Origin of the sequence: Gabonibacter chumensis, assembly GCF_024741215.1 — a bacterium.
GTDB classification, from domain to species: domain Bacteria; phylum Bacteroidota; class Bacteroidia; order Bacteroidales; family Marinifilaceae; genus Gabonibacter; species Gabonibacter massiliensis.
On record NZ_JANSKB010000002.1, the window covers coordinates 75,696 to 93,672 of the forward strand.

A 17,977-nucleotide genomic window follows, 5' to 3' on the forward strand; every position below is an offset into this window, starting at 1 on the left:
TTCTTTATTGCCTACTTTTCTGTCTGTGCATATTCTCTTCCTATGTGAATATATATGTACAAAATGGTGGTAGTATTGCAATATGAATAAATAAAGATTACCCAAAAAAATATTTCTAATGATTTTTTTTATTTTTACCATAAAAGTGATATATTTGTTTAATTTTAAAACTAATCTATTATGGGTAATCCTCTAAAATTATATATAATAGGAAATGGATTTGATCTTCATCACGAGATGCCGAGTCGATTTACACAATTTTATGAATGGTTGGGAAGTAAAGATTTTATTTTTGCCGAAGAATTAGATACAAAATATAGTGTTAGAGATAAAGAATGGTGGAAAGATTTTGAAAATAACCTGTCTCAATTAAGTGTTAGTACTGTTTTAAGCAGTCATAGTAATCTTTTTTCAACAAAGGAATATAATGATTTTACTTATAGGCATTTATATAGAATAGAAGATACGATTAAGGATGACTTAGAGAATGATTATGTTAAACTTAGAGGTTATTTTCGAGAATGGATAGTGTCTTTACCGGCAGGGAAGATGAGTTGTAAAATTGATATAGATGAGTCTGATGCGGTTTTCTTGACGTTTAACTATACAGATACATTGCAAAAATTATATAAAATTCCTGATGAGAAAATTCTTCATGTTCATGGTAAGATTCAGGGCGAAGATACAGAACTTATTTTTGGTCATGGAGATAATTATGATAATATTGTATCGAATTCTTCAGACGAAGATGATGATTTTCCAACTATTGAGGCGATTGAAGTTATTTGTCAACATATATATGATCTGCGTAAACCTGTTGAAGAAATAATAAATATAAATAAAGAATTCTTCTTGGATCTTATAAAGATAAATACAATTTATGTCTATGGTTTTTCATTCTCAAATATTGATAAACCATATATAAGAGAGATTGTGAATCATATTGATATATTGAATGTTGACTGGGTTATAAGTTATCATAGTGATATTGATAAGGAAAAAGCACAAGAAATGTTAGAATCATTAAAAATTCCATCTTCAAAATATAAATTTATAGTACTGAAAGAAATGCAACATAAATGGATGAAGGAACTTCCTTTTAAGGATTAATGGGATCGGTAAAATGAATTTTTAATTGTGTATCTTGTTTTGGCTGTGGTTCTTGTACTTTCATGTATTTCAAGTACGTTCGGTAACAGATTCCGAACCGGGGATATATATACTTTTTCCATACCATTTTATAGCACTTGGCGTGGTTTTCTGGTTCGTAATATTGGGCTGTAATTTCTTTTATAAGACGAGCCCTCAAATAATATCCTTTCTTGTTATAAGCCATGTGTAGATTATTTCATTCGGTTTTCTAGCATTAATTCCATAGCCTTTATTAAGGCTCCTAATTCGCTATTAGTGTATTGTAGAATAGGTTTCTTGTATTTACCACGTTGTTTGATAAAACGCCCGAGGCGGGCATTATCGGCAACAACACGCCCGAGACGTGGATGCACACGTACCCATCCAATTTGATAACAAAGAGAAAGAATATACCTGTGGCGATTGTTATTAAAATCAACACGCCCGTAATTCTCGTCCGTGCCGAGATCACTTATAATAATTGCGACCTCGTTCTCCGTTAGGTCAGAGAGTGAGGAAAGACGACGTTGAATGAGGTTCTCGCAAATCTCGTGGCGGATTTCCATTAATCCACGTTTAGATAACGTGGAAAATAATGTTTTGTGCGCTGTTGTCGTGTGGTTCATTTTATTTAGTGTTTAAAGTTTTGTTCCCGGGGGCGGAGTCGAACCGCCCCGGTGACCATCCGGGATTTTTATGCTTCTGTCATTCCGAGTGGGATGCTTTTCCACATCCCGTTTTCATCCTTTATTTCGGCCCGGACGAATGTTTTACTTTGGACTGGTTTGTACGCGGCCTCTATGATCCGAACCCCCTCGATGAAACGGGCATTGCCGGATTTGTCCGCCATCTGTCTCAGTTGCATAACACGCGAGGGTTTTAACGTGCCCTTTTGGTCTTTAGCTAAAAGACGCATTACTGTATCAACAAGAATCCGGCTGTTCTCGTCTCTGGCAAGGCTGGAAATGTATTCTTTCACGATACTGATCCCGGCGTCTACCGTGTCATCGTAATTGTCAATAGTGTTATTTCCTAATGTTATCCGGCGATCACCCGTTACATTCATGAAAGCGTGACTATTTTGACTGTCTTTTACCTTGTAGAGCTCCCGTTTCATGCTTAAAGCAATTGAAAATTCATCGTACACGTGTTTTTTTGCCTCTCCTAGTTGCATACTTAGGTGATCCAGAAGAGGAAACAATTCATCTACTTTATTGCTGACAAGCTCCTTGTATGCTTGTCTGTCATTTTCTTTTTGTCTCTCTATGGCTTTTTCTACCTCGAGGGCTTCTTTCGCTAACTGTGCCCTTTCTTCCGGCGTTAATTCATTTAAATTCATAGCTCGTTGTTTTTATATGGATAAATATCTACTGTTAAAACTTTCTTTACCATCCCCGACCCGTTACACACCTTGCAAGGTTCGGTTTCATACTCGTTGTCTCGATTTTTACCGGTGTAAACCTCTTTTTTGCCCGTGCCGCCACAATTCCGGCAGATGTCAATTTTCACGCTTCTCCACACGGAAGTGGCACTCTCTTTTCTTAAAATTTCATAACTCATAATTTTGCATTTAATTGATTAATAACCCGTATTTATTAAAAAACTTTTCGGCCCATTTGCCACTCATGCCCCAAATAAACACCCCGTTAATTTTCATGAAAGTGTTTTGTTTTACCCGGTCATACTCCATGTAAACTTCCTCGATCCCGTTTACTCCTATTTGAAACCGGGTTACGCTTATAATATCTTTTGTTATAACCTTTTTCATATCGTTTCTGTTAATAGTTTCATTGCGAAGCGGGAGGGAAACGAGGTATTATCAAGTTTCTCTAACGTGTAGTCTTTGTACAATTCAACGACTTGTTTCGTGTTCCATACAGAAGGATGTTTTTCGAGGGTAGAAGTAAAATCTATGTTTCTAATATTTATTTGTTGACGTACCCAATTCCAATACTTTTTATTAGATTTTAAAACATTAGCCTTATTTTCCGGGTAACGGTTTTCTGCCGCTTTGCAGCCGATCTCCAGTATAATCATGTTATACTCGTAATCGCTTAGTCCTAGAATCTTTTTTATTTCCATGATGATAATTTAAACAACGTTCAAATGGCGGTTAAACGCTCGTATTCTCGCTTGTATAATTCTAAGTCAATTTCACGTCCTTCTATCTCTGCCGAACGTTGTAGACTAACGAGGGTATCGTTTAAATCCCTGTAATTTGTAACCGTTTTGCAAATGCGATTAATAACGTATTGATTTATTACCCCGACTTCTTTGCACATGTTAGAAATCTCGTTACTGTCAATATCCCCTAAAAACGTGGTTTTATTCCCGGCTAAAAATCGGGAGTAAATTTGAGGGGCGATCCCTTTTTCCGTGTCACTCATGTTTTTAATCCGTCTGTACCAGTTTGGGGTTCCCAGAACCATGAAAGCGCACATTCCCTTTAAGTTATCATACAAGGCTTTAACTCGGCCCCAAGCGGCAAGTTTCAGGTTCTCTGCCTCGTCAAAAATTAAAATTGGTTTCGTGTCATACTCGTACATCATTTTCAACTTCGTTTCAATAGCCCGACGAATACGACTTTGTGACATATCGTCTGAAACGGAAACCCCGATCTCGACAGCGATAAATCGGATGAAGTCTCGCAGGTTAAAGTCATTAGCACAAGTTATTATATAAGTACTGGCCGGGTATTTATCTCGCATTTTCTGAATAGCGTACGTTTTACCGCTTCCAGTTGCCCCGATAACGGATTTTACAGTAGCTCCTGTTTTGGCCTCTATAAAATCATTCTCGATATCCAAGTATTGTTCCGTTTCAAATGTTTTCCAGTACTTGTTATCCAACTCGTAACCTACAAATTTCGCTATTCGGTTGAAATACACGTCTTTTATTATTGTATTGTTAAAGACGTATTTCCCGTTTGCCATCCCGGATATCATAGCGTCTATATAGGCGATGTTTACCTTGGCATCCTTCGCTAATTTGTTTCGGCTATAAGTTTTACTATCTCCTGTCGTGTCCATGTGAGCGACGTAGTCAAGCATTCTGCTCACGATAACACCTTTTTGTTCGTCTGTTAATTTCATGATTGTATGTATTTAATTTATAATTCTTTATTCAATTTATCCCGGCGAGATTTTAGATACTCTTTTCGTGATTGTTTGGGGTATGTCTGGGTAGCTGATTCTTCCCGTTTCACTGAACTTTCGTTATACATATCGGCCTCGGCGGCGGCGAGCACGTCTTTGTTAAAGAACTTGTGACCAAGTTTCATGATTTCCTCGGATTCCATTAACGAGGCGGCTATCTCGTGTCTTTCTTTTGCCCGTTTTTGTTGTTCCTTTTTGATATTTAACCGCTTGTTGATCTCTTTCTTTTCGTCTTCCTTGTAATCCTGAACAGCGTACGCTATTCGATCTTTTTCAATAGCCCATGCCACGAAGCGGCGGGATTTGTCGGCCTCTTCCTTGTAGAGAGCGACACGGGAGCGATTAAGCGGGTCGAAGCGGATATAAAACTTTTGCCTGATATACTTGCAGGCAAATTCTTTATCAGGAGTATATCTTTCCGGGATCACGTCGTTTTTAAAATCAAACTCGTATCCTTCTGCAACCTCGTATACTCTTTTTATCTTGTTCTCTACCCATGATATTCCCTCTTTAGCGTAAACGCACTTTTTCTCGTTCCATTCCCAAAACATGTTTATCCAATCCAAGGCAACGACCTGTTGAGTGTTTGGATTTTGACTGTCAAAATATTTTTGTTTTGGTGTTTTTCCGTCCTTCCCCGGGGTGTTGTTTGCGACATGGAAGAACCATTCCTGTAATTCAATGGTCTCTTTCTTGTTTTTTAAAAACTTGGTTTTATCGAGATACGCGATGTAATCCTCGTTGATTTGATTGTTTATGTTTTTCGATTTTATATTCATCCCGGTAAAGCCGTCAGCGTATCTCATGTGCTGATCCTGCAAGTTCTTGAAACAACGCTCTATTATTTTACTCTGCCCGTTGTTCGGCATGGCCGGGAAATGTAAAGTTGTCAATCGTTTGAAATAGTTGTTCGACCCGTCGTTATCATACTGCATTTGGAATGGCAAACAGTACCCGGAACGAACTACCGCCATGCGGAAGGCACGTTGCACGCTTCCCATGTTGTCGGATTCTTCCGATATGTCCCACCCGAGCCAGTAGCCGGAATGAGCATCCACGATGGCGTAAACGTTTAGTTTTGCAGACTTGCCGCCCGGGGTTATGTAGAAAAGATTCACTTTCGTGCCGTCACCGCACCATACAGCATCCCGCGTGCTTGGTTTAAACCGTAATATCGTGTAACTAAACAGGTTTTTCCATGCCTGAACCCCGTGGCGAGCTAAATACCAAACTTGCATAACTTCCGGGATATTTAGATTGTATTTCACGCATGATTCTGAAATTATAGCGGGTTTCCCTTCTTTTAGCGTCCAGCCGTTTTGCAACACGATATCATTGTATAGTTTCGCTACCCGGGTGTAGTCTGGTTTATGAGGATCACTATACAAATCAATAAGAATTTGCAAGCGTTCATCATCAACTTTCCGGGAAGAAGTATTTCCGAATTTGCCGGAAACAAGTGCCAGAATGCCGTTTTCCTCGTATTCTTGTAGTCGTCTCTGGCAGGCGTTGTAGTTCTTTGGTAACTTGGCCCCGTTTGGAAACTCTATGGTCGGGCTATTGGCTATCGCTATGCTGATAGAGCGAAACTCCTTTATACTTTTTACGTTAAGCTGCTTTAGTATTTTGTTATTGTACCTGTAAACATCTTTACGCATTAACCGGAACCAGCGAGATTGATATAACAATAAACAGATGTAATCATCGTTTAGCTTTGTTCGTTTTTCTGGGCTTATTTCACCACTCATGACGTCTACTTTTTCCCGGGTAATGACGAAATTTGTTAATTCTTCTTTTTCATCTTGGCTAACCGGTGGGAGTAGGTCTCTAATCGTGTTGAATTTTAGCCATTCTTCAATATCTAACCCGTTACAAAGTTCTTTTTTGATTAATTCCTTGTATTTGTCTTTTAGACTATCGTAGTGGATATATACTGTATTACCCATTTTATGGTGGGGCCAGCAGTTTACTAGGCCCTGGCGGTGACGTAATAAACCATCTAAAATAGTTCTTTTAGATACATTACACCTTTCCAGTTCCGGAACAGTAACACAGATAATATTTTCACTTATACAAGGCATAATCTTTTATTTTTTAGTTCCTGCCGGGGAATCGAACCCCGGGAAAACCGTTCAGGAAAAATGATTACATTTGTGTATCCAATAACTAAAATGTAAACATCATGAGTGAATTTTGGGACAAAGTGCGGGATGCGCATGATATTGAATGTCCGGTTTGTGGAAAAAGACCATCATTCCGGATCACGGGACAATCTTCTTATGAAACGTTTTATCCTTGTGGACATGAAGAACTTGAAAGGCTTCTTGAAGAACGAGAGAATACTATTCTCGTGGATCAGCCGTCCGTTAGAATCAAACCGTTTGCAGGATGTGGTAAGCCAACCCTTACAATAAAGAAGGGTAAAGACTGATTCGTCAGGTAGGGTTTGTCCATAATTTATCAAATCCTGCTTGCTGAAATTTTTTAATTGGACGTCTATAAATTGTCGTCCAATTTTTTTATATGCGTGTTTTGTGTTGAATGTCATATTTCTGTTACTTAAGCGTTAATGAAATTCTCTCGTATTTTAATTAATTCTTCTGCGGCTTCTTTCACAACTTGTTTTAGGGTACGTCTTCCTTTCAGTTGCGCTCTGATTGTATTTTCCGTGTAACGACCTTTTAACTTTGTGGCTATTAGTTCATAGTCTTTGGGTCTTAATTTTTCGCGTATTTCTTGTAATTCCATTTTTATTTGTAGATTTGTTTCATTAATTCGATACAAATGTATTACAGTGTTCTGTAATTTCAAAATATTAATACAATATTCTGTAAAATATTTTTTTATGAACGATGTTACTGTTAGATTTATAGAGGTTTATAACTATCTGTTGTCGACTAAAGTTATTGCTGGTCCAAAGGATTTTGCAGAACAAATTGAGGTGAGTACTTCTATGATTACTGAAATTATAAAGGGGCGAAGTAATGTTGGTGTAAAGGCAATACAGAATACTGTAAATATATTTGGTGTTTCTCCCTTTTATTTGTTTTCTGGCAGGGGTGAAATGATATGTAAAGAAAATGCGTATCTGAATGCGTATCCAGATGCGTATCTAACGGAAAAGAAGTCCGATCAGGTAGTAAAAAAAAATGCATACCCAAATGCATACCCGGATGCATACCTATTGGAAAAAAAATCCAATCCATCTTCTGAAAAAAATATTACCGAAAGTATTACTAAGGGTATTACCGAGGGTGAGACGTTGTTGGGAAAAAGTATTAGTGAAAGTATTAGTTTGCCTGTAAAAGATGGTCAGGTAAATGGTCAGGTTGAAGAAAAATTATCACATGGAGACGAGAAGGATGAAACTTTGATAACGAGGAGGAATGAGAGAAAAAATGCGTGTCCGGTAGGGTGTAGTTCTAGTATAATTCAAATTCCGATAGTTGATATTGCTGTTGCGGCAGGGACGGGATATTATAATCTGGATAATATAGAGGTGATTGATACTATTTCGTTGCCTGAATCAATGATTAAAACCGGAGTTCAATATCTTTGTGTAAGAGTGAAAGGGGAAAGTATGGCTCCGACATTATTAGATAGTTCGTTTCTTGTTATTCGATTATTAACCCGTGCAGAATGGGAATATTTGCCTGATGAGCAGATATATGTAGTCTCTGATGTGGAAGGAAAATCATATGTAAAGCGTGTGAAAAACCGATTAAAAAAAGGATTTATAGTTTGTATGTCAGATAATCCGGATAAAGCCTATTATCCAAATTTTAATTTACGAAACGATGAGATAAATACGATTTGGCATGCAGAATGGTATATTTCGGCCAAGATGCCAAATATACATCAATCCTATTATAATAAGGTGTCGGAACTCGAAGATGATATTGCGGATATAAAGAATGAATTAGGAATGATTCGTCGTCAGCTTGGAGCGGGTAATTGATTGTTTTTTCGGTGGAGAAAAATTATCACCTAAATTATCACCTAAATGGTGACATTGGTATTGCTTATTAGAAAAGCAAGAAATAAAATCATTGTGTTTAAAGTCTGTTTAATCACTATTTATAAGGTATTTAATTGCTGTTTAAATTATAGGTTTTTATAGTCAGGTTTAAATTATTATTCCTGTAATTTTAATCAAAATCATAGTAAATTACACTTTTCGATTTGTCGGCTACTTTTCATAAAAACGCTGAAACCTTTAGTTGTAGCGGGCTTTGGCGTGATTTTCTTCAAAAACCCATTTATACACTTTTCGATTTGCCCCTTATATATATAAATGCGTTGATTACAAGTAGATTTTAGCTGTTTGAATAAAAATATTGAAAAAAGTGGTTCAAAGTGGTTTAAAGTGGGGAATATTTTCATAACTTTACATCATAAATTAGAAAAACTATATGTTGTCATTTATAGGGGATTATACATGCAAACCGGATAACAAGGGACGGGTCGTTGTACCGTCGGCGTTTCGCAAAGGGGCGGCTGCCGCGGGGGAGAGTTTTTTTGTTCTGCGTCGTAATATTTTCGAAAAATGTATTGATCTTTATCCGAAGGGGGAATGGTTGAATTTGATTGATGATTTACGAAATCGGATTAGTTCGTTTGATCAAGAGGAGTCTCGTTTTAAGAGGGAATTTTTCCGGGGAGTTTTGGAGGTCGAGCTGGATGGAAACGGTCGAATTTTAATTCCCAGGAAGATGTTGGATAGTATTGAGGTAGTGGGGGATATCGTGATGGTAGGACAGGATTCAAAAATAGAGATATGGGATAAAATAAACTACGAAGAAAGTGCTATGGATACGGAGGATTTTGTAAATTTGACGACCCGGGTTTTTGGAAAGCAGGAAAAATAAACGTGCCGCATGGCTTGCGATTTCCGGGTTCGGAAGTGATTGTGAATCATAAATTAGAAGTTATGGAATATCATGTACCTGTATTATTGGACGAGTCGGTGGCGGGATTGGATATTGATCCTGACGGCGTTTATTTGGATTTGACTTTTGGAGGAGGAGGTCATTCGAGAGAGATTCTGAAACGTCTATCCGAGGGGTGTTTGATAGGATTTGATCAGGATTCTGATGCATTGGAAAATGTGCCGAAGGATGATCGGTTTATTTTCGTAAATCATAACTTCCGTTATTTACGCAACTTCTTGCGTTATTGCGGTTTTGAACACGCTGACGGCATACTGGCGGATTTGGGTGTTTCTTCGCATGAATTTGACGAAGCGGAGCGGGGGTTTTCTTTTCGTTTTGATGCGACGTTGGATATGCGTATGAATAGAAGAAACCGATTGAAAGCTGCCGACGTGTTGAATACTTATACCGAAGAGTCTTTGATACACCTCTTCCGGGATTACGGTGAAGTGGAGAACGCCCGGCGTTTGGTAAGTTTGATCGTAAAAGGGCGTGAAGAAAAGGAAATCGCTCGTTCGGATGAATTTTTGCAGGTTATAGCTCCATGCGTTCCTAAATTGAAAGAGAAAAAGTATTTGGCTCAGGTTTTCCAGGCTTTGCGTATCGAGGTCAATGGAGAATTGGAAGCTTTGGAAGATATGTTGCAACAGGCCGAGATGGCGTTGCGTCCCGGGGGACGTTTGGTAATTATTACTTATCATTCGCTGGAAGATCGTATCGTGAAGAATTTTTTGAAGTCCGGAAATTTTGAGGGAAAAGTCGAAAAGGATTTTTATGGTCGGGTTAAAAAGAGTTTTGAGTTGGTGAATCGAAAAGTGATCGTGCCGACGGAGGAAGAAGTCGATCGCAACCCGAGAGCCCGGAGTGCCAAGTTAAGGATTGCAGAGAAGTTGTAGTATGAGGTGGTTTAAGAAAAAAAAATATAAAGATTTTGTTTCTCCTTCGGAAGAGAAGAAAGAGGTATTGGGAGAGTCCATGAAAGAACTTTTGGATGGGCGTATTTTGGCAGATACAGTGTTGCGGAAAAATATTCTATTCATTCTTTTTTTGACGGTTTTGGGGATATTGTATATTGCGAACGGGTATAACACGGAAAAATTGTATATGAAGAAGGTGAAGTTGGAAAAGGAGCTGAGTGAATTACGATTCGAGTCGATAACAACAGCATCGGAATTGATGAAAATCAGTACGCAATCGGAGGTGATAAAACAGATTCGTAAAGAGGGATTGAATTTGGTGGAGAGTAAGGAACCGCCGACAAAGATATACGAAAATTAACGGGTGTCGATAGGGATATGTCAATAAAGCATGAGTTAGCCGGACGTTTGGGGTTTGTGTACATCTGCGTGATGGGGATAGCCGCATTGATTGTGGTAAAGGCTTTGCATGTCCAGATTTGGGAGGGAGAGAAATGGCGGAGTAAATCCCGAGATGTTTCCGTGAAAGACTTTGTTGTCGCTCCCAACCGGGGAGATATTTGTGCGGCGGACGGAAGAGTATTGGCCAGTTCGATTCCCTATTATTCACTGCGTTTCGATTGTAAGGCTGTTCCGGATGATATTTTTAAAAAGAAGATAGACAGTTTAGCCTTAAAGTTATCCCGTTTTTTTAAGGATGCGCCTGCCGTGGAATACAGAAGTAAGTTGTGGAAGGGGAAATACGGTGCTAAACCGAATCAATATCTGTTGATCAATCGGCGAAAGGTCTCTTATAATGAGTTGAAAGAGTTGAAGACGTTTCCTATTTTTCGGGAAAAAGGGAGTAGAAGCGGACTGATTCCGGAGCGGGAAAACGTGCGTTTGCAACCTCATGGAAATTTGGCTGTTCGAACCATTGGTTATTTAAATGAGGGTAACGACGGGACGTTTGAAGGACGCGTCGGCCTGGAGGAGGCTTACGAGAATGAATTGAAGGGAGAATTGGGACGTAGTATACGGCAAATGATGTCCGGACGATGGGTTTCGGTAACCGTTGAAGATCCCGTGGATGGAAATGATGTGATTACTACAATAGATGTTGATTTTCAAGATATTGTGCAGAATGCGTTGGATCGGCAGATGGAGCTTTACGATGCGGATGCCGGGACTGCTATCCTGATGGAAGTAAAAACGGGAGATATTAAGGCTATTGCCAATCTGACCAAAACATCTAAAGGGTATAGGGAAATGTTGAATAATGCAATCGGGGATGCCGCAGAACCGGGTTCCGTGTTTAAGGCGGCGGTTATGATGGCCATATTGGAGGATGGGTATGTACACCCGGAGGATACAATTGATTTGGGTGACGGATGTTATACTTATTATGGAAAAACATTGCGGGAGTCGAATGGTAAGTCGGTTGGCAAGATAACCGTGAAGCAGATATTTGAACGTTCCTCTAACGGAATTTCGAGGTTGGTATATGAAAATTACAAGAATCAACCCGAAAAATTTATTAACCGTCTTTACGCGATGCAATTGAATAAAAAGGTGGGGATTGAATTATTGGGAGAGGGAGAACCTTATATTAAATATCCGACGGATAAGGATTGGAGCGGTATCTCTTTGCCGTGGATGAGTATCGGTTATGAAGTGAAACTGACCCCTTTACAGGTGTTGGCATTTTATAATGCCATCGCGAATGATGGAAAAAGAATGAAGCCCCGATTGGTCAAGGAGATACGTAACCGGGGAGATGTTGTTAAACGGTTTGCTACGGAAGTGATGGATCGACATATTTGCAGCGATAAAACTTTGTCTGCCTTACGGGATATGATGGAGGGGGTCGTGGAAAATGGAACGGCGAAAAACTTGAGTCGCGCTCCGTATAAAATTGCGGGAAAAACCGGGACGGCAAGGGTTGCCGATCGTTCCAAAGGATATGGAGTAAGAAAATACCGGGCCAGCTTTGTCGGATACTTCCCGGCGGATGATCCTCTTTATTCTTGTATCGTGGTGGTGGAAAATCCATCGTTATCCAAAGGATATTACGGGAATGTCGTTTCCGGAAATGTGTTTCGCGAAATCGCAGATAAGGTATACGCTAAGGCTTCTTTGGAGTTTGAGGAGTCGGAAGATGTTCCGGAGGAGTTTGTACTGCCCATCAGTAAAAACGGATTGAAATCGGATTTTTTGAGTATATACGATGAGTTCGGATTTCACGTGGACGACGAACCTGCCGAAGAGTCGAGATGGGTCATGACGACCCGGAATGATGAGGGTTTTGTACTGAAACCCAGAAGTATTTCCGAAACTTTGGTACCTAACGTGAAAGGTATGGGGTTAAGGGATGCTTTATATATTTTGGAGAATAGCGGTTTGAAAGTGGGGGTAAGCGGTTCGGGAACCGTAAACAAACAATCGTTACAACCGGGTAACCGGGTGCAACGGGGTAGTTATGTCAATATAGAACTAAAATAAAAGAGATGAAATTAGGAGATCTATTGGATGGAGTAGCCTGTTTGTCCGTGGAAGGGGATTTGAACGTAGATGTTCATGCTATTCATTTCGACTCCAGAAAGGTGGATAGGAATGATCTTTTTGTGGCTCAGCGAGGAGTGAATGTCGACGGGCATGTGTTTATCGATAAAGCTGTTGCCGCTGGTGCCGGAGTTATTGTTTGCGAGCAATTACCGGAGAGTTTGTCAAGTCATGTAACTTATGTAGTAACGGAGGATTCTTCTGATGCTTTAGGACGGATGGCTGCTAATTATTACGGTAATCCTTCGGAAAAGATGAAGCTGGTAGGAGTGACCGGTACCAACGGAAAAACGACAACGGCTACCTTGTTGTATGAATTGATTCGTCTTTTAGGAGGGAAGGCCGGGCTTTTGTCTACCGTCTGTAATTATATCGGAGATGAAAAGGTAGCGGCTACGCACACAACGCCCGATGCTTTGGAAATTAACGCGTTGATGCGGAAGATGGTGGATGCCGGGTGTGAGTATTGTTTTATGGAAGTGAGTTCGCATGCTATTGATCAGAAACGAATCAGCGGTTTGGATTTTGACGGGGCAATCTTTTCGAATATAACGCACGATCATTTGGACTACCATAAAACGTTCAAAGCGTATATAGAAGCTAAAAAGGCCTTTTTCGACGGATTGTCTTCACGGGCTTTCGCTTTGACTAATTTGGACGATAAGAACGGGACGGTCATGTTGCAGAATACCGTTGCCCGGAAATATACCTATTCGTGTAGAAGAATGGCTGATTTTAATGCAAAGGTCATCGAACGGCATTTGGACGGGACGTTGCTAACATTGAACGGCCGGGAGGTATGGACTAAATTTACGGGGGATTTTAACGCGTATAATTTGTTGGCAGTCTATTCTTCTGCTTGTCTCTTGGGATTGGAAAATGAGGAGATTTTGCAGGCCATGAGTTTGTTGGTTCCGGTATCGGGGCGTTTTGAGACCGTGTTGTCTTCGACGGGGATCATGGCGATAGTGGATTACGCTCATACGCCGGATGCGTTAGAGAATGTGTTGTCAACGATACAGGATCTGAAGGGGAAAAATAATCAGGTTATTACCGTTGTCGGGGCAGGGGGGGACCGGGATCGTACCAAACGGCCGGAAATGGCTGAGGTCGCTTGCCGGTTGAGCGATAAAGTGATATTGACTTCGGATAACCCGCGGAGCGAGGAGCCTTCGGCTATTATTGAAGAGATGCGTGCCGGAATACCCCGGCATGAAGAGGTAAAGGTCTTGGCTATTTCGGATCGGAAAGAAGCTATCCGTACGGCTTTGATGTTGGCCCGAAAAGGAGATCTGGTGCTGGTAGCCGGAAAGGGACACGAGAATTATCAGGAGATAAAAGGGGTGAAATACCACTTTGACGATAAAGAAATTATTCAAGAAATATTTAATCGATAACCATGTTTTATCACATTTTTGATTATTTGGAGCAGTTAAATTTTCCGGGAGCGGGCATGTTTCATTACATTACTTTTCGTTCTGCCTGTGCGATTATCTTATCGTTGCTTATAGCCACGGTAGTCGGAAAACGTATTATACGTATGTTGCAGCGTCAACAAGTCGGAGAAGAGATCCGGGATTTGGGATTAGAGGGACAGATGCAGAAAAAAGGCACTCCGACGATGGGAGGAGTTATTATTCTGCTGGCTATTTTGCTTCCGGTTATTCTTTTTGCCCGCTTGGATAATGTTTATATTCAATTGATGATTATTTCAACGATCTGGTTGGGGTTAATCGGTTTCTTGGATGATTATATCAAAGTTTTCCGGAAACATAAGGAGGGGCTGAAAGGACGTTTTAAGGTAATTGGCCAGGTAGGATTAGGATTAATCGTGGGATTAACTCTTTATCTGAATGACGGTGTCGTGATTCGTGAAAAGGTCTCTTTTTCGGAAGTCGGCGAGTTGGTAAGTACGGTAGACGAAGGTTTTTCTACCAAAGATTCGGTTAAAGCATTGGCAAAAGATGTTAAATCGACTAAAACGACCATTCCGTTTTTTAAAAATAACGAGTTCGATTACGCCTGGTTCGGAGTATTTGCGGGCAAATATGCAGAGGAGGTGGGATGGATTGTCTTTATTGTCATTACCATTTTAATAGTGACGGCCGTGTCGAACGGTGCTAATCTGACAGATGGACTGGACGGTCTGGCGACGGGCACGTCGGCTATTGTCGGGGCCACCTTGGGAATATTGGCTTACGTGTCGGGTAATATGGTATATGCTGATTATTTGAATATTATGTATATTCCGCATTCCGGAGAACTGGTGGTTTTTATCGCTGCATTTATTGGTGCTACGATCGGTTTTTTATGGTACAACTCTTTTCCCGCCCAAGTGTTTATGGGGGATACGGGTAGTTTATCATTAGGTGGAATCATTGCCGTGTTTGCCATTATTATTCATAAGGAGTTATTGATCCCTATTCTATGTGGGATTTTCTTGATGGAGAATCTTTCTGTCGTTATGCAGGTAAGTTATTTTAAATACACGAAAAAGAGATACGGAGAGGGACGTCGCGTATTTTTGATGTCTCCGTTACATCATCATTTTCAGAAGAAAGGTATCCCGGAACCTAAAATCGTTACCCGGTTCTGGATCGTGGGGATTGCTTTGGCCGTGTTAACTATTGTGACGTTGAAAATAAGATAATGTGGAAGTCATGGAAACAAAATTAATCGTATTGGGAGGCGGAGAGAGCGGTGTCGGTGCTGCCTTGTTAGGGAAAAAGTTGGGATATAGGGTTTTTCTTTCCGACAAAGGAAAATTGGCGGATAAGTATAAAGATATATTGGAAAAAGAAGCGATCCCTTTTGAGGAGGGGCGTCATACGGAAGAGTTGATTTTTGCGGCGGATTTGATTGTGAAGAGTCCTGGTATCCCGGATCATATTCCTATCATTCAGAATATTAGAAAGAAAGGAATCGAGATTATCTCGGAAATCGAGTTTGCCGGCCGTCACAGTGATGCAAAGATGTATTGTATTACGGGAAGTAACGGAAAAACGACGACGACCTTATTGTTGTATCATATCCTCAAACGGGCGGGAATGGATGTCGGGTTGGCTGGTAACGTGGGAAACAGTTTAGCTGCACAAGTGGCGGAAAATCGACATGAAATATACGTGGTCGAACTGTCGAGCTTCCAGTTGGACGGGATGTATCGTTTTAAATGCGATACGGCGATATTGACCAATATTACTCCGGATCACTTGGATCGGTATGATTATAAATTCGAAAATTATGTCGGCTCGAAATTTCGGATTGTAAATAATATGAAGCCGTCGGATCTGTTTATATACGGATCTGATTGTGACGTTGTCCGGGAACGGGTGGAAAAAGGGAAAATAGAACCCGAGGCGGTTGGATTCACTTATACTTCCGATTCCCGTTTAAATGCTTATGTAGAAGACGATGCGATTGTCGCTCGCCTGGAAAACCGGGTGTTTCGAATAGAGAAACGGGCTGTTACGATACAGGGGCGTCATAACGTGTATAACGCGATGGCTGCAATATTGGCCGCGATGAAAGCCGGAGTGAGCGACGAGAGTTTAAGAAAAGGGTTAACCACTTTCCCTCAAGTGGAACACCGTTTGGAAACGGTGGCGGTAGTCGGTGGAGTGACTTATATTAACGACTCGAAGGCTACCAATGTGGATTCTGCCTGGTATGCCTTGGATAGCATGCATGCTCCGGTCATTTGGATTGCAGGAGGGACGGACAAAGGAAATGATTACAGCGTGTTGAACGATTTAGTGAAAGAGAAGGTGAAGTTGTTGATTTGTATGGGGGTGGATAATAAAAAATTGATAGATAGTTTCTCCGGTATATGTGAGATCGTGGATACGCATTCGTTGGACGAGACGATTGCCGTGGCTTACAGCAGGGCTGTTGCCGGGGATGTCGTTTTGCTTTCTCCTTGTTGTGCCAGTTTTGATTTGTTTAAAAATTACGAGCATAGGGGAGAATTGTTTAAAGAGAAAGTAAAAGCCCTAAAGTGATCTATATAAAACGATATGAACTGGTTTGATTTAAGGAAAAAACTCTCTTTTAAAGGTGATAGGATACTTTGGTATGTTATTATCGGTTTGATGCTTGCTTCCGTTATGGTCGTTTATTCTTCGACGGGTAGTTTGGCTTATCGTGTCCGTAGCGGTAATACCAGTTATTTCCTGATCAAACAGGTTATTTTGATGTCGGGGTGTTTGGTGGTCATTCTGACCTTACAATCCATTCATTACAAGTATTTTCTTTCTTTTGCAAAGATTGTTCTGGGGATGTCGTTCATTTTTTTGTTATGGGCTAAGTTTGCCGGGACAACTTTGAATGATGCCGGTCGTTGGGTGACTATTCCGGGAATAGGTTTTACCTTTCAGCCTTCGGAAATGGCAAAATTGGGGGTTATCATGTATTGCGCCAGGGTCATCGCTTTTTATCAGAATGAGCGTTGCTGTGACGATGAAGCATTGAAGAAGATTTTGTTTGTCGCGGGACCAGTCATTTTTCTGATCTTTTTGGACAACTTCTCGACCTCGTTGTTGATGGGCTTAGTCTGTTTGGCCATGTTGTTTGTCGGTAGATTGAGGTTAAAACTGATAGCGATGTCGGTCGGGGCTCTTGTGGCGACAATAGTGGTGCTGTTGGTATTGGCTTTCACCGTGCCCAAGGTGGCAGAAATCGGCCGTATCGCTACCGTGAAAAGCCGTATCGTGAATTTTTTTAATCCGGAATCGGTTAATAGCGATGACTCTTATCAGTCGGATCAAGCGAAAATTGCCGTTGCAAAAGGGGGATTGGTCGGTTTGGGACCGGGGAATAGCGTACAGCGTAATTTCTTGCCTCATCCGTATTCGGATTTCATTTTTGCTATTATTATCGAGGAATACGGTTTATTGGGAGCGGGGGTCGTTATGCTTTTGTACCTGATCATCCTGTATCGGATCGGGGTGATCGTGCGTCGGTGTACCCGGACATTTCCCGCTATTTTAGTAACGGGTTTGGGACTTAGCATTGTGTTTCAGGCGCTTGTTAATATGGGAGTATGCGTAGGCTTAATGCCCGTTACCGGGCAACCTTTGCCTTTAATGAGTATGGGAGGAACATCTCTTATCTTTACGAGTGCGGCTTTTGGTATGATTTTAAGCGTGAGCCATACGTTTTCGGAGGAGGGAGAGCGGGAAGAGCGCGAGAAACAAAGAATAAAAAGTGAGAAACTGAGAAAAAGAGCAAAAGATATAGAGGAGGATATTGAAGAGGAGTACGGGGAACGGGAGCCTGTTTATCAGAATGAATAGAAATAGAAGTT

19 protein-coding genes are annotated in these 17,977 nt (G+C 40.7%); 11 read left to right on the plus strand and 8 right to left on the minus strand.

All coding sequences use genetic code 11. The features are described 5' to 3' along the window. The first annotated feature begins 180 nt into the window (after nucleotides 1-180). A complete protein-coding gene (locus tag NVS78_RS06870) occupies nucleotides 181-1,110 on the plus strand; it encodes a bacteriophage abortive infection AbiH family protein (protein ID WP_286358524.1) in 930 nt (309 codons plus the stop codon). Between the two features lie 233 nt (nucleotides 1,111-1,343). On the opposite strand, the gene NVS78_RS06875 is transcribed toward NVS78_RS06870, so the two are convergent. From NVS78_RS06875 to NVS78_RS06905, 7 genes are all read right to left on the minus strand, one after another. After that, a complete protein-coding gene (locus NVS78_RS06875) occupies nucleotides 1,344-1,697 on the minus strand; it encodes a hypothetical protein (protein ID WP_286358525.1) in 354 nt (117 codons plus the stop codon). A 128-nt stretch (nucleotides 1,698-1,825) separates the two neighbouring features. Then, nucleotides 1,826-2,470, minus strand: a complete 645-nt coding sequence (locus NVS78_RS06880; protein WP_286358526.1) for a DUF3164 family protein — start codon at nucleotides 2,468-2,470, stop codon at nucleotides 1,826-1,828. After that, on the minus strand, nucleotides 2,467-2,691 hold the full coding sequence (locus NVS78_RS06885; protein WP_110688350.1) for a molecular chaperone DnaJ: 225 nt from the start codon (nucleotides 2,689-2,691) through the stop codon (nucleotides 2,467-2,469). The genes NVS78_RS06880 and NVS78_RS06885 overlap by 4 nt, the downstream gene beginning before the upstream one ends. A gap of 10 nt (nucleotides 2,692-2,701) precedes the next feature. Next, on the minus strand, nucleotides 2,702-2,899 hold the full coding sequence (locus NVS78_RS06890; protein WP_110688351.1) for a hypothetical protein: 198 nt from the start codon (nucleotides 2,897-2,899) through the stop codon (nucleotides 2,702-2,704). Further along, nucleotides 2,896-3,213: a hypothetical protein gene (locus NVS78_RS06895; protein WP_286358527.1), complete on the minus strand. Its 318-nt coding sequence runs from the start codon at nucleotides 3,211-3,213 to the stop codon at nucleotides 2,896-2,898. The genes NVS78_RS06890 and NVS78_RS06895 overlap by 4 nt, the downstream gene beginning before the upstream one ends. A gap of 20 nt (nucleotides 3,214-3,233) precedes the next feature. Next, nucleotides 3,234-4,223 carry an AAA family ATPase gene (locus NVS78_RS06900; RefSeq protein WP_286358528.1) on the minus strand — a complete coding sequence of 330 codons (990 nt, stop codon included), beginning with the start codon at nucleotides 4,221-4,223 and terminating at the stop codon, nucleotides 3,234-3,236. Between the two features lie 17 nt (nucleotides 4,224-4,240). Then, nucleotides 4,241-6,367: a hypothetical protein gene (locus NVS78_RS06905; RefSeq protein WP_286358529.1), complete on the minus strand. Its 2,127-nt coding sequence runs from the start codon at nucleotides 6,365-6,367 to the stop codon at nucleotides 4,241-4,243. Nucleotides 6,368-6,468: 101 nt separating this feature from the next. On the opposite strand from NVS78_RS06905, the gene NVS78_RS06910 reads away from it, so the two are divergent. After that, nucleotides 6,469-6,717 carry a hypothetical protein gene (locus NVS78_RS06910; protein WP_286358530.1) on the plus strand — a complete coding sequence of 83 codons (249 nt, stop codon included), beginning with the start codon at nucleotides 6,469-6,471 and terminating at the stop codon, nucleotides 6,715-6,717. A 128-nt stretch (nucleotides 6,718-6,845) separates the two neighbouring features. On the opposite strand, the gene NVS78_RS06915 is transcribed toward NVS78_RS06910, so the two are convergent. After that, complete coding sequence (locus NVS78_RS06915; RefSeq protein ID WP_286358531.1) at nucleotides 6,846-7,034, minus strand: hypothetical protein; 189 nt, start codon at nucleotides 7,032-7,034, stop codon at nucleotides 6,846-6,848. A gap of 97 nt (nucleotides 7,035-7,131) precedes the next feature. Between NVS78_RS06915 and NVS78_RS06920 the strand changes: the two genes are divergently transcribed. From NVS78_RS06920 to NVS78_RS06960, 9 genes are all read left to right on the plus strand, one after another. Further along, complete coding sequence (locus NVS78_RS06920) at nucleotides 7,132-8,244, plus strand: XRE family transcriptional regulator (RefSeq protein WP_286358532.1); 1,113 nt, start codon at nucleotides 7,132-7,134, stop codon at nucleotides 8,242-8,244. A 454-nt stretch (nucleotides 8,245-8,698) separates the two neighbouring features. Continuing rightward, the gene (locus NVS78_RS06925; protein ID WP_286358533.1) at nucleotides 8,699-9,154 is read left to right on the plus strand and encodes a division/cell wall cluster transcriptional repressor MraZ; all 456 of its coding nucleotides are present in this window, start codon (nucleotides 8,699-8,701) and stop codon (nucleotides 9,152-9,154) included. 62 nt (nucleotides 9,155-9,216) lie between these two features. Further along, nucleotides 9,217-10,113, plus strand: coding sequence for a 16S rRNA (cytosine(1402)-N(4))-methyltransferase RsmH (gene rsmH / locus NVS78_RS06930; protein WP_286358534.1), 897 nt, complete (start codon nucleotides 9,217-9,219; stop codon nucleotides 10,111-10,113). A 1-nt stretch (nucleotide 10,114) separates the two neighbouring features. Continuing rightward, on the plus strand, nucleotides 10,115-10,495 hold the full coding sequence (locus tag NVS78_RS06935; protein ID WP_286358535.1) for an FtsL-like putative cell division protein: 381 nt from the start codon (nucleotides 10,115-10,117) through the stop codon (nucleotides 10,493-10,495). 17 nt (nucleotides 10,496-10,512) lie between these two features. Continuing rightward, entirely contained in the window at nucleotides 10,513-12,615 is a 2,103-nt protein-coding gene (locus NVS78_RS06940) for a penicillin-binding protein (protein ID WP_286358536.1), read from the plus strand. Between the two features lie 5 nt (nucleotides 12,616-12,620). Next, complete coding sequence (locus NVS78_RS06945) at nucleotides 12,621-14,072, plus strand: UDP-N-acetylmuramoyl-L-alanyl-D-glutamate--2,6-diaminopimelate ligase (protein WP_286358537.1); 1,452 nt, start codon at nucleotides 12,621-12,623, stop codon at nucleotides 14,070-14,072. Between the two features lie 2 nt (nucleotides 14,073-14,074). After that, nucleotides 14,075-15,325, plus strand: a complete 1,251-nt coding sequence (gene mraY / locus NVS78_RS06950) for a phospho-N-acetylmuramoyl-pentapeptide-transferase (RefSeq protein WP_286358538.1) — start codon at nucleotides 14,075-14,077, stop codon at nucleotides 15,323-15,325. 10 nt (nucleotides 15,326-15,335) lie between these two features. Then, nucleotides 15,336-16,673, plus strand: coding sequence for a UDP-N-acetylmuramoyl-L-alanine--D-glutamate ligase (murD, locus tag NVS78_RS06955; protein WP_286358539.1), 1,338 nt, complete (start codon nucleotides 15,336-15,338; stop codon nucleotides 16,671-16,673). A 15-nt stretch (nucleotides 16,674-16,688) separates the two neighbouring features. After that, nucleotides 16,689-17,966, plus strand: coding sequence for an FtsW/RodA/SpoVE family cell cycle protein (locus NVS78_RS06960; protein ID WP_286358540.1), 1,278 nt, complete (start codon nucleotides 16,689-16,691; stop codon nucleotides 17,964-17,966). Nucleotides 17,967-17,977 lie beyond the last annotated feature (11 nt).